General features: G+C 69.7%; 9 protein-coding genes. All 9 read left to right on the top strand.

Going from position 1 to position 12,514, the window contains the following annotated elements; all coding sequences use genetic code 11:
• The coding region (locus MKK54_RS16485) for a UDP binding domain-containing protein (RefSeq protein WP_244012277.1) at positions 1-296 on the top strand (296 nt) is incomplete at its 5' end.
• A complete protein-coding gene (locus MKK54_RS16480) occupies positions 289-1,611 on the top strand; it encodes a nucleotide sugar dehydrogenase (protein ID WP_244012276.1) in 1,323 nt (440 codons plus the stop codon). The genes MKK54_RS16485 and MKK54_RS16480, both read left to right, overlap by 8 nt.
• A gap of 71 nt (positions 1,612-1,682) precedes the next feature.
• Complete coding sequence (locus MKK54_RS16475) at positions 1,683-4,145, top strand: tetratricopeptide repeat protein (RefSeq protein WP_244012275.1); 2,463 nt, start codon at positions 1,683-1,685, stop codon at positions 4,143-4,145.
• Positions 4,142-4,429, top strand: coding sequence for a hypothetical protein (locus tag MKK54_RS16470; RefSeq protein ID WP_244012274.1), 288 nt, complete (start codon positions 4,142-4,144; stop codon positions 4,427-4,429). The genes MKK54_RS16475 and MKK54_RS16470 overlap by 4 nt, the downstream gene beginning before the upstream one ends.
• A 676-nt stretch (positions 4,430-5,105) precedes the next feature.
• On the top strand, positions 5,106-7,040 hold the full coding sequence (locus tag MKK54_RS16465; RefSeq protein ID WP_244012273.1) for a hypothetical protein: 1,935 nt from the start codon (positions 5,106-5,108) through the stop codon (positions 7,038-7,040).
• A gap of 318 nt (positions 7,041-7,358) precedes the next feature.
• Positions 7,359-9,125 carry a type I secretion system permease/ATPase gene (locus MKK54_RS16460; RefSeq protein WP_244012272.1) on the top strand — a complete coding sequence of 589 codons (1,767 nt, stop codon included), beginning with the start codon at positions 7,359-7,361 and terminating at the stop codon, positions 9,123-9,125.
• A complete protein-coding gene (locus tag MKK54_RS16455) occupies positions 9,125-10,486 on the top strand; it encodes an HlyD family type I secretion periplasmic adaptor subunit (RefSeq protein ID WP_244012271.1) in 1,362 nt (453 codons plus the stop codon). The genes MKK54_RS16460 and MKK54_RS16455 overlap by 1 nt, the downstream gene beginning before the upstream one ends.
• 1,071 nt (positions 10,487-11,557) lie before the next feature.
• Positions 11,558-11,779 (top strand): DUF6894 family protein, encoded by a 222-nt coding sequence (locus tag MKK54_RS16450; RefSeq protein WP_244012270.1) that lies wholly within the window; start codon positions 11,558-11,560, stop codon positions 11,777-11,779.
• Positions 11,780-12,064: 285 nt separating this feature from the next.
• Positions 12,065-12,508 carry a hypothetical protein gene (locus MKK54_RS16445; RefSeq protein WP_244012269.1) on the top strand — a complete coding sequence of 148 codons (444 nt, stop codon included), beginning with the start codon at positions 12,065-12,067 and terminating at the stop codon, positions 12,506-12,508.
• The last annotated feature ends 6 nt before the right edge of the window (positions 12,509-12,514 follow it).

The raw sequence follows: 12,514 nt of genomic DNA, 5'->3' as shown, positions 1-12,514 counted from the left end.
CCGACGCCTACGACTGCGCGCAAGGCGCGGACGCGGTGGTGATCGTGACCGAGTGGAACGCCTTCCGGGCCCTCGACTTCGCCAGGCTGCGCGCCGCCATGACCGCCCCCGTCATGGTCGACCTGCGCAACGTCTACAAGGCCGACGAGGCCACCCGCCACGGCTTCCGCTACGCCGGCATCGGCGGGCGCCGCGAGCTGCCCGTCTCCGCGCCCCAGCTCTCGGCGCCCCAACTCTCGGCGCCCGACGCGCCCGTGACGGCCGCCGCCCCGGCACCGGAGGTGGTCCGTGCTTGATCTCCTCCCCAGAGCCAGGCGCCGTGCCCGGACCGGGCACGGCCGGCGCATCGCGGTGATCGGCCTCGGCTATGTCGGCCTACCGGTGGCCGCCGCCTTCGCGGCCTCCGGCGCGCCCACCATCGGCTTCGACGTCGACGCGCTTCGCATCGCGGAGCTGCGCCGGGGTCTCGACCGCTGCAACGTCATCGACCGGCGCGACCTCGAGGATGCGCCGATCCGCTACACGGCGGAGGCCGGGGCCCTGCGGGGCGCCGACTTCTTCATCGTGGCGGTGCCGACCCCCATCGACGCCGCCTGCCGGCCGGACCTCTCGGCCCTGATCGCCGCCTCCCGCTGCGTCGGGGCGACCCTCGCGCCCGGCGCCATCGTGGTCTACGAATCCACGGTCTATCCGGGCGCCACCGAGGAGGTCTGCGTCCCCGTGCTCGAGGCCGCGTCCGGCCTCGTCTGCGGGCGGGACTTCACGATCGGCTACAGCCCGGAGCGGATCAATCCGGGCGACATCGTCCACCGCTTCGAGACCGTGACCAAGGTGGTGGCCGGCCAGGACGCGGCCACCCTCGAGGTCGTGGCCGAGGTCTACGCCTCGGTGGTCCGCGCAGGGGTCCACCGCGCGCCCTCGATCCGGGTCGCGGAGGCCGCCAAGGTCATCGAGAACACCCAGCGCGACCTCAACATCGCGCTGATGAACGAACTCGCGATCATCTGCCACCGCATCGGCATCGACACCGCCGACGTGCTCGACGCCGCCCGCACCAAGTGGAACTTCCTGCCCTTCGCCCCCGGGCTGGTGGGCGGCCACTGCATCGGCGTCGACCCCTACTACCTCACCCACCTGGCGCAGATGTCGGATTACCAGCCGGAGGTGATCCTGGCGGGCCGGCGCATCAACGACGGCATGGCCGAGGTGGTCGCCCGCGAATGCATCCGGCGGCTCGCCGCCCGGGGCGTCGCGCGGGGCCGGGTCGGGGTGCTCGGCCTGACCTTCAAGGAGAACGTCCCCGACATCCGGAACTCCAAGGTGGCGGACGTCGTCCGCACGCTCGAAGCCCATGGCTGCGAGGTGCGGGTGCACGATCCGCAGGCGGACGCCGCGGCCACGCGCCACGAATACGGCCTCACCCTGCGGCCGGTCGCGGAATTGCGGGATTGCGACGCCGTGATCCTGGCCGTCTCGCACCACCAGTTCGTGGCGGCGGGCTGGGACCTCGTGCGGCGCTGCCTGAAGCCCGGGGGCGGCGACGTCCTCGACGTGCGGGCCTGCCTCGACCGGGGGCAGGTCCCGCAGGGCGTCGCCCTGTGGCGGATGTGACGGGACGGGCCCCGCCGCTCCGGGGCCGCAACGCGAAACGGGGCCGGCGGAAGGCCGGCGGGGAGAGTGCCATGTTCAAGCGGCTGAGCGTCACGGCTTTAGGCAGCTGCCGCATCGTCAACCCGATGCGCGCCGCCGCGCAGGCCGGTCTCGTCGACCTCGCCAACGCGGATGTCTACGGCTACCTCCACACGGCGCGCGAGGTGCTGCAATTCCTCGATTTTCGCGACGGGCTGGCGCTGCCCCCCGAGATCGTGCCCTACCTCGCCGGCCCGCGCGGGCTGCCCGCCCGGGCGCAGCCGGAGGAGCCGCGCGTCTACCTCGTGGAGATCTCCTCGCTCAAGGGCGTGATGCTCGGCGCGTGGGTGCTGCAGCTCAACTACTTCACCGAGCGCTTCCGGGGCCAGCCCGACCTCCTGAAGGTGCTCTACGCCGCGCTCGGCGAGGACCAGCGCGACCGCCGCATCCTCGACCTCGTCGCCCGCGCGGAGTTCGGCGCGCTGGCGCCCTTCGAGCGGCACGTGCTCGCCGAATCGCATGTCGCCACCACCACCCGGGAGGCGCTGGAGCGCGACGTCCTCGAGATCGTCGCCCGTCTGCCCCGCCCCGTGGTGTTCGTGACCCATTGCAACGTGGCCGACCGCCAAGGCCGCGAGATCGAGAGCCGGGCCCGGATCAGCACCTGGATGGCCGAGCTCGCCCGCAGCCACGGCCTGCGGGTGTTCGACCCGACCCCGCACGTCCTGGCCTTCGGGGTCGAGGCCGCGATGGCCGAGGCGGGCGCCAGCCGCGCGCATTATTCTCCCGCTTTCGAGGCGGTGCTGCGGGATGAACTCCTCCACGAGGTCCGGCTCGCCGCCGCCTCCCTGCCGCGCGCCACGCAGGGGTTCGTGCCCGAATCGCCCGTGCCCGCCCCGCGCCGCGCCGCGCCGCTGCCGGCCGATCCCGGCGACGCCCCGATGCACCTGCGCGCCGCCGAGGCCATGCGGGCGGGCGACCTGTCCGCCGCCTCGGCGGTGGCGCGCGCCGCCATCGCCGCCGATCCGCCCTGCGCGCCCGGCATCTCGGTGATCGCCCAGGTGGCCCTGCGCCGGGGCGAGCCGGAGACGGCCCTCGACTTCGCCCTGCGGGGGCGCGCCGCCAACCCGCGCAACTCCTCCTCGGTGGTCACGGCGGCCAAGGCCCTGACCAAGCTCAAGCGCTTCGAGGAGGCGGCCGCGATGTGGCGCGAGATGGCCGCCTGCCGCCGCGAGGCGACCTGGCCGCTGATCGAGGCCGCCCGCTGCCACCTGCGCGCCAAGCAGGCCGATGCGGGCCTGGCGCTCGCCGCCGAGGTGCTGGAGCGCGAGCCCGCCGACACCGTGGCGCTGGCGGTCAAGGCCGAGGCCCTGCGCATGCTCGGCCGCTTCTCCGAACTCGCCGCCGTGGCCGAGGCGCTCGCCGAGGCCAACCCGGAGGCGGCACTCGCCATCATGCAGTGGATGATCGCGGCCGGCCGGGTCGAGGGCCTGACGCGCGTGGCGCGCCGGGTCCACGCCGCGCCGCAGGGCGTGCCCGAGGAGCACCGCGACGATATCTGCCGCCAGCTGAAGGCGGCGGGCGAGCACGCCCTCGCCCAGGAATTCTGGGCCACCGGCGCGGAGGCCCTGCGCGCCTACCTCGTCTTCCACCCCGGCGACCGCACGGTCGCCCGCAGCCTCTCGCGGCTCGCCACCCACTGGCTCAAGCCCGCACGCTCGGCGATCCAGGCGGGGGATTTCCAGGCGGCGGCCCAGGCCTACGACCTCGTCCTGCACATCGATCCCGACGGGGTGAAGACCCTGCGCGAGGCGGCCTCGGCGGCCGAGAAGCGCGCCGACTGGGCGCGGGCGGCCGATCTCTGGGATCAGGTCGACCGCGCCGGCGACAGCGACGCCGCGACCCTGGTGCGCGCCGCCCGCGCCGCCGACCTCGCCGGGCGCCCCGAGCCGGCGCTCGGTCTCTACCGCCGCGCCGCCCGGGCCGATCCCGGCAACACGAAGGCCCGGGCCTCGGCCGAATCCCTGTCGCGCCGCCTCGCCAAGCAGGCCCGGGCGCAGGAGGAGGCCGGGGACATCGACGGGGCCGTGCGCGCGGCCGCCATCGTGCTGGCCGACAATCCCGAGGACCCGGTCTGCACCCGCCTGCTGCGGCGGGGCGGGGCGCAGGTCGCCTCCGCGCTGCGCCGAGCGGTGGCCGACGGCGACGCCGCCCGGCAGGAGGCCCTGGCGACACAGCTCCTGCGCATCGATCCCGCGCGCTTCGAGGCCCTGCGCGTCCTCTCGAAGGCGCACCTCACCAGCGGCCGCTTCGACGAGGCCGCCCACCTCCTGCGGCGCCTCACCGTGGTGCAATCGGACGTCGCCGCCCACTGGATCAAGCTCGGCCGCTGCCTGCGCCTGATGAAGAGCTACGATGAGGCCCGCGACGCCGCCCGGGAGGCGCTCGCCCGCGACCCGACCAGCCAGGCCGCGCACAAGATCCTGGCCGATCTCGGCGAGAGGCGGGCCCGTTGATCCGCCCGCCGCCCATCGCCCCGGAGGATGCCCGCCCGCGCGCGCCCACCGAGCGCGGCTTCCAGGCCGCGCGCGAGCCGGTGCATTTCGTGCTGAAGCGCGGCCATCGCGGGCGTTACCGCTTCAGCTTCCGCACGCCGCTGGGGGGCATCGCCGGCGAGGTCTTCGTCGCGCCCGAGGGGGGCGCCCGCGCGGACCACGAATCAGAGGCCCGCCGCCTCATCGCGCGGCTCGCCCAGTCCCTGCTCGACACGCTGGAGCATCAGACATCGTCGCCGCCCTGATGAATTCGTGTCACTTCGAAGTAACATAAAGTCCGATCAGACGCACAACAACACAGCATGCCACCCATTTAAGCGCTACCCTCGCCCGATCTGCGCAAGCATTCGGCGCTTTCGATCCGATTATGGGGTTCACAACTTAGCCTTATTGCTGCATGACATTGCCGTCGGCGCGAGAGCGACGGGGGTATCGTCGATGTCCCTCTCGGCTTGATTGTCTGCGGGCCTCGGAACCGGTGATCCGGGCCGGCGTCTCGTCTGTGCCCAGGCGTTCCCCACTTTCGCGGCTTCGCGCCCTTCGGCGTGATCCCGATCAGAGCGAGGACCTCTTCATGACCGATGCGACGGCGGCTCCCGCCCCCGGGCGGGAGCGCGGCTGATCCCGCAGGCCGGGACCGGGCCGCAGCGACGCCGCGTTCCGCGCACAGGAACCGCCGACCGGGTTTTGCGAGCGACCGGATTTCCGAAGCCTGATCCTCCCGCGTGATCGGGCCTGCAACACACGTTCCGATGGCCTCGAGGCCGGACTGCACCCCGCATCCGGTCGAGGGACAACCATGCCCATGGAGATCGTATGAAGATGAAAATCTTATAATAGCCTTCGTTAAGATGCATTAACCATAAATTATCAAATCAATAAAAGAATCTCCGCAGAAAATGCGGAAGGGGAACAACATCAATGGCTGACAATTTGGCTCACGGCTTCGCCTCGATGAACGGCGGCACGACCGGCGGCAGCGGCGGCCCGAGCGTGACGGTCTCCACCGGCGCGGCGCTTCAGGCGGCGATCGACAAGGCTTCGGGACCGCTGACGATCTACGTCGACGGCAAGATCACCCCGGGCAATAGCGGCGTCGACGCGATCGCCATCGCGGGCAAGAGCAACATCTCGGTGATCGGCGTCGGCAGCAACGCCGATTTCGACGGCATCGGCATCCGCATCAGCGGCGGCTCATCGAACCTGATCATCCAGAACCTGAAGATCCACGACGTCGCCACCGGCCCGAAGGACGCGATCGGCATCGAGGGCGCCTCGAAGAACATCTGGATCGACCACAACGAACTCTACAGCAGCCTGGCGGCCGACAAGGATTATTACGACGGCCTGCTCGATATCAAACGCGGCGCCGAGTACATCACCATCTCGAACAACTACCTGCACGACCATCACAAGACGTCGCTCGTGGGCTATTCGGACGAAGATGCGGGTGGACGCTACATCACCTATGACCACAACGTCTTCGAGAACATCGGCTCGCGCGCACCCAGCGTCCGCGACGGGGACGTGCACATCTACGACAACTACTACAAGAACATCGAGACCTCGGGCATCAACCTGCGCATGGGCGCGGTCGGCCTGATCGAGAACAACGTCTTCGAGAACGCCCACAACCCGATCGTCAGCCTCGACAGCGCCAAGATCGGCTACTGGGACCTGAGCGGGAACGTCATGACCGACGTGACCTGGAGCAAGACCGGCAGCAACGAGGCGAGCGCCGAGAACGGCGTCTCCACCGCCTCCTACGACGTGCCCTACGCCTACACCCTCGATGCCGCCGCGAGCGTCCCCGGCCTCGACCGGGCGCAGGCGGGCGTGGGGCATCTCGGCGCCGCCGTGCCGGTGCCCGTGACGACCGAGCCGGTGACGTCCGCGCCGGTGACATCGACGCCGGTGACGTCCGACCCCGTGACGCCGGACCCCGTGACGTCCGACCCGGTGGCCAAGCCGCCGGCAGCGTCCCCCGCGCCGTCCGTGCCGGCACCGGTGGAGACCACGCCCTCGCATCTCGGCACCCGAGGCGCGGATTCGCTCGACGGCACGGCCGGCGACGACCATATCGACGCCCTGCGGGGGCACGACCTGGTCCACGGCCATGACGGGAACGACACCCTGATCGGCGGGGAAGGCCGCGACATCCTGTTCGGGGATGCGGGCAACGACACCCTGTCGGGCGGCAACGGCGACGATCAGCTCTTCGGCGGGACCGGCGACGACCACGTCGCCGGCGGCGCCGGCAGCGACATCCTCGACGGCGGCGACGGCAACGACGTCCTGGAGGGCGGCGCGAGCCACGACGTGCTCACCGGCGGGGCGGGCAACGACCGCCTCGACGGCGGCAGCAATGCCGACGACATGGCCGGCGGGACCGGGGACGACACCTACGTCGTCGACATCGCGCGCGACCGTGTGGTGGAACTGACGGGGCAGGGCAACGACACGGTGGAGAGCGCCACGAGCTACAAGCTCGGCGACAATGTCGAGAACCTGATCCTGACCGGATCGAGCGACAATTCCGCCACCGGCAACGCCCTCGACAACATCCTGATGGGCAATGCCGGCAACAACCGCATCGATGGCGGGGCGGGCAACGACGCGCTCACGGGCGGCGCCGGCCGCGACGTCTTCGCCTTCACCAAGGGCGCGGGCGGGCAGGACGTGATCCACGACTTCGTCCTCGGGACGGACACCCTGGACTTCCACGGCTACCATGCCGCGGACGCGACCCTGACGGACGGGGCCGCCGGCACCACGCTCCACCTGCCGGGCGAGACCATCCTGCTGGAGGGCGTCCATCTCCACGCGGTGACGGCCGACTGGGCGCATTTCGCCTGAGGCCTGTCCCAATTCCCTTGCGAATCGGGACCGGCGGCGCGCCCGCCGGTCCCGCTGCATCCGATAACCCCGGCATCGGGGAAGCCGCATGGGACGGCCCGACAACCTCGATGGCGGGACGACAGGATGAGACGAGGTCCGGGCGAATGTACGCCTTTCGATCACGTGCCCGACAACAGAATTCGCCCCGATGCGAGCGGAGCCAACCGAGAGACCGATTGTGCCGATGACCGAATGCGCTCAATCTATACTTCATAGGTGGATTCGCCGATCTCGATATCGTCGAGAGCGGCACCCTGGAGAGGGAAACGCGACGTCATGAAGGCTCGGGATTCGGTCGAGCTGGTCTCGGCCCTCGCGTCGTGCCGCACGGCGTTCGTCGGTGTCGCGGCGATGAGCGGACTGGTGAACGTGCTCTACCTGACGGGCTCGTTCTTCATGCTCGAGGTCTACGACCGCGTGATCCCGAGCCGCTCGGTGCCGACCCTGGTCGGGCTCTGCGTGCTCGCCCTGGTGCTCTACGCCTTTCAGGGATTGCTCGAGACCCTGCGCGCGCGCGTGCTCGCCCGGGTCGGCGCGGCCCTGGACGAGAGCTTGAGCGGGCGCGTCTTCGACATCGTGGTGCGCGCGCCCCTCAAGGGCGCGGCCCCCGGCGACGGCCTGCTGCCCTTGCGCGACCTCGATTCCTTACGCGCCTTCCTCGGCGGCTCGGGCCCTTCCGCCTTCTTCGACCTGCCCTGGATGCCGGTCTACCTGCTCATCTGCTTCCTGTTCCATCCCGTGATCGGGCTCGCCGCCCTCGTCGGCGCCGCCGTGCTGGCGACACTCGCGCTCCTCACCGACCGGGCCACGCGCCGGCCCGCCCAGACCGCCACCGGCCACGGCCTGCGCCGCAACGGCCTGGCCGAGGCCGGGCGGCGCAACGCCGAGGTGCTGGCCGCACTCGGCATGCAGGGGCGCTTTTCCACCCGCTGGGGGCAAGCCAACGGCGATTACTGCTTGGCCCAGCAGCGCGCCTCCGACATCGCCGGGGGCTTCAGCGCCGCCTCGAAGGTCTTCCGCATGGCCCTGCAATCGGGCGTGCTGGCGCTGGGCGCCACCCTCGTCATCAACGGCCAGGCCAGTGCCGGCATCATCATCGCGAGTTCGATCCTGGTGGCGCGAGCGCTGGCCCCGGCCGAGCTCGCCATCGCCAACTGGAAGGGCTTCGTCCAGGCCCGGCAGAGCTGGGCCCGCCTGTCGGACCTGTTCGCCCGCATGCCGGCCGGGGCCCGGCCCCACGCGCTGCCCGCGCCGACCCGCGCCCTCCAGGTCGAGTCCTTGAGCGTCGCGCCCCCCGGCACCCAGCGCCTCGTGGTGCAGGACGTCAGCCTCGCCCTCCAGGCCGGCCAGGGTCTGGGCATCATCGGCCCCTCGGCGTCGGGCAAGTCGAGCCTGGTGCGGGCGCTCGTCGGGGTCTGGCCGGCTTTTCGCGGCAAGGTCCGCCTCGACGGGGCGGCCCTCGACCAGTGGGCGGCCGACGATCTCGGCCCCCATCTCGGCTTCCTGCCCCAGGAGGTGGAGCTCTTCGCCGGCACGGTGGCGGAGAACATCGCGCGCTTCGATCCGGAGGCCTCGGCCGAGGGCGTGATCGCGGCGGCGCGCGCGGCGGGGGTGCACGAATTGATCCTGCGGCTCTCGGAGGGCTACGACACCCGCATCGGCGAGGGCGGGGCGGGGCTCTCGGCGGGCCAGCGCCAGCGCGTGGGCCTCGCCCGCGCCCTCTACGGCGAGCCCTTCCTCGTCTTCCTCGACGAGCCCAACGCCAACCTCGACGCGGAGGGCGAGAACGCCCTGACGCAGGCGATCCTGGGGGTGCGCCGGCGCGGGGGCATCTGCGTGGTCATCGCCCACCGACCGAGCGCACTGGCGGCCGTCGACCTGATCCTGATGATGGCCGACGGCCGGGCCCAGGCCTTCGGGCCGAAGGACGAGGTCCTGAAGCGCGTGCTGCGCCCGGCCTCCGTGCCGGTCGAGGCCCGCCCCGCCTCCGGTCCCACGCCTCCGGGCTCCGCATCCCCCGGCCCCCTGCAGGAGAGCGCCTGATGGCCGTCGCCCTCGAATCCGGCCCCCTCGGCCCCACCCTCGGGCGCCCCCTTGCCGGTCCGCGCGCCGGCGCCCAGGGCTCGATCCGCCGCCACCTGGCGCTGAGCCTGGGGCTCGGCGCGGTGCTGGTGGTGGGGGTGGGGGGCTGGGCCACCTTCACCCAGATCTCGGGCGCGGTGATCGCGCCGGGCCAGCTCGTGGTCGAGTCCGACGTCAAGAAGGTGCAGCACCCCACCGGCGGGGTGGTGGGCGCGCTCTTGGTCCGCGAGGGCGCGCGGGTGAAGGCCGGCGAGGTGCTGATCCGCCTCGACGAGACCCAGGTCCGGGCCAACCTCGACATCGTGCTGAAGGCGCTGGACGAATTGGCCGCGCGCCGCGCCCGCGACGAGGCCGAGCGCGACGGGGCCGCCCGGATCGTCTTCCCGCCCGATCTCCTGGCGCGCAAGGACGGCGACCCGGCGGTGGCCCACCTGATCGAGGGCGAGACCCGGCTGTTCACCGCTCGCGTGGCGGGGCGCGAGGGCCAGAAGGCGCAGCTGCGCGAGCGCGTGCTGCAGCTGCGCGAGGAGATCAAGGGGCTGACCGAGCAGGTGGCGGCGAAAGCCCGCGAGGTCGGCTTCATCACGGGCGAGCTCGAGGGCGTGCGCGGGCTCTACGCCAAGAACCTGGTGCCGCTCGCGCGCGTCAACGCCCTGGAGCGGGACGCGGCGCGCCTGGACGGCGAGCGCGGCCAGCTCGTCGCCGCCACCGCCTCCGCGCGGGGCAAGATCGCCGAGACCGAATTGCAGATCCTGCAGATCGACGGCGACATGCGCACCGAGACGGGCAAGGATCTGGCCGAGATCCGGGGCAAGTGGTCGGAATCCGTCGAGAAGCGCGTGGCGGCCGAGGACCAGCTCAAGCGCGTCGACCTGCGCGCGCCCCAGGCGGGAGTGGTGCACCAGATGACGGTGCATACGATCGGCGGACTGGTGACGCCGTCGGAACCCGCCATGCTGATCGTGCCGGAGGCCGACCAGCTCGCGGTGGAGGTCAAGATCCAGCCCCAGGACATCGACAACGTGCGTCTCGACCAGGCGGCGGTCCTGCGCTTTCCGGCCTTCAACCAGCGCACCACGCCGGAGATCGACGGGGTGGTGAGCCGGGTCTCGGCCGACGTGACCACCGACCCGAAGACGGGGATGAGCTACTACGTGGCCCGCATCCGGGTGCCGGAGGAGCAGATCCAGCGCTTAGGGAGCGTGCGCCTGGTGCCCGGCATGCCGGTGGAGAGCTACATGCAGCTCGGCGACCGATCGGTGATGAGCTACCTCACCAAGCCGCTGGCCGACCAGATCGCAAAGGCGTGGCGGGAGCGGTAAGGCAGCGGCAAGCAACTTATTCTCTTGACGGCAGAAAAAAGAATGAACCAGGGTAGGTAATATTTGGAAGCGCTGCGAGAGGCTTATATGTGATGAACACGCAGAGTGAATACTGGGGTGTTTTGGACCCGAAGACTATCGAGGTCGGAACCGTACTATACATAGTCCCGAACAAAGCGCTGAGAGAATATGCAGCGCAAGATCTAATACCCATTGATGATTATCGATCTTCAAAATGTAAATCTGGCGTAATATTTATGAAAATATTAGAAATTACAATGTCAGAAAAATGGCCCGATAAAATGTTTGAATTGGTTGTTCACATTGACGAAGAATACTGGCGCTTAACAACATGGAATAATTTTACAGACCCATTGCTGTGTGTATTTTTCCGATTGTCGACACATGTCTGGGTTTTCAGAGAGAATTTACAATATGCCTGCGACTAAATTATCTTTCTAGCTATTTTTAGTCAATTTTTTGATAAAAATTCTAATCAGCATGAACTATATGTTTACGTGCATCTAATAAATACGTGATATTTATGTTATTACCATAGAAATGCAAGATTTTAACAATCATATGATGTCGAAGCCGCCTCGTCGGACGGCCCGCCTTCAACCCGCGCTCGTCGTGCCGCCGCTCAATCGTCTGACGAGGGTCCGAATATGATTTCGCAGGTTCGAGATCCGTTCGGAGGGCAGAGCGGTTCCTGCTATGGCTCGGCGTTCCTCGCACCCCATCATTGGTAGACCTTCCCCCCGATCGCTTACGCCGCAATGCACAAAAATAACGGTGATTATCCCACGGCTTATGTCAAGTCCGCATTGTAGATAAATTGCGATTCTCAGTAATCGGTCCCATCATCCTTTGGCGAGCGGGTCGACGCGGGCCTGGAGAACGCGAGATCCCGTGGCGTCAACTTCCCGCCGAACGCGAATCGAGCGGTCTCCTTCAGCGAGACCGGCCCCACGCAAGGCGGAGTGCATGCGACAGGGATCGCGTTGCACTCTGGTGGAATCGGACTATTCACACCTGCCTGATTCCCGCGTCCCGGAGAGCGATTCCCTCATGCGCTTCCACTTCGATCTCACCGATGGCAGAACCACGATGTCCGACGCGGAGGGTGCCGAGGCGGCCGACCTGCCCGAGGCCATCGAACAGGCCGTCATCGTGATCGAGGAACTGCGCAGCGGCGGTGAACTGATGGACGTGGACGGCCTGTGGGAACTCGTGATCAAGGATGCCGGCGGAAACGAGCTGCATCGCCTGTCGATACTGCCAAGCGAATAAAATTCCATAGGAAATGTTATTTCGAATCGCCCGCGCGTTCGTCGGTCGACAGGACCGCCTGAAATCAATCCCGGCCTGATCCGAGCGACGCCCTGACGCGCCCGCCGGGGCGATGACGCGTCGGACCGGGCGGCACCGGTCCCGACCGGATACCGAGCGACCATGTCGCCGGCAGCCTGCCCGGAGCGGACAGCCCCGGCCCGGCGACGGGAAGGGGATGCGCCCGGCGCACGGCTTCCCCATCTTGTTGCGGACGATTCGGGCGAGACGGGGGGAACGAGGCGAATGCGCCTGCGCAGCGTCGCGGCCTGGATCAGCCTGCTCGCGGGCGGCGCGGCGCTCGCGGCCACGGCCGCCCCCGTGGTCGCACCGGCCTACCTCGCGGGCCGCCTCCTCGGCGCGGCCGAGGATCCCGGTGCCCTCGCGGAGATCCGCCTGGAACGCGAGGCCACGGAGACGCGCCTGGCCGAGGGCCTCGACGCCGCGCTCGCGGCCGAGGACGAGGACCTGGCCCGGAGCTTCCTCGCCCTCGCCGAGGCGCGCGGCGTCGCCGTCGATCCGGCGCGCCGCGGGCGCGTCGAGGCCCTGGCGCAGGGGCGGGTGGGACGCACGGTGCGGGACTTCGCCTCCGGCGCGGTCACGGGCGAGGCGGAGGGGGCGGCGGGCCTCGCCGGATCGCTCGCCGCCGACGTCACGGGGATCGGCGACGTTCGCGACCTCCTGCGCTAGGGCGGC

The organism is Methylobacterium sp. J-068 (genome assembly GCF_022829445.1).
GTDB lineage: Bacteria > Pseudomonadota > Alphaproteobacteria > Rhizobiales > Beijerinckiaceae > Methylobacterium.
The sequence above is the reverse complement of the archived record's forward strand: the minus strand, read 5'-3'. Positions and strand labels throughout refer to the sequence as shown.

Bases quoted from the DNA above. Each gene is read 5' to 3' on its own strand.
- MKK54_RS16460 (WP_244012272.1), top strand. From the start codon at position 7,359: ATGAAGGCTCGGGATTCGGTCGAGCTGGTCTCGGCCCTCGCGTCGTGC.
- MKK54_RS16465 (WP_244012273.1), top strand. From the start codon at position 5,106: ATGGCTGACAATTTGGCTCACGGCTTCGCCTCGATGAACGGCGGCACG.
- MKK54_RS16450 (WP_244012270.1), top strand. From the start codon at position 11,558: ATGCGCTTCCACTTCGATCTCACCGATGGCAGAACCACGATGTCCGAC.
- MKK54_RS16445 (WP_244012269.1), top strand. From the start codon at position 12,065: ATGCGCCTGCGCAGCGTCGCGGCCTGGATCAGCCTGCTCGCGGGCGGC.
- MKK54_RS16475 (WP_244012275.1), top strand. From the start codon at position 1,683: ATGTTCAAGCGGCTGAGCGTCACGGCTTTAGGCAGCTGCCGCATCGTC.
- MKK54_RS16455 (WP_244012271.1), top strand. From the start codon at position 9,125: ATGGCCGTCGCCCTCGAATCCGGCCCCCTCGGCCCCACCCTCGGGCGC.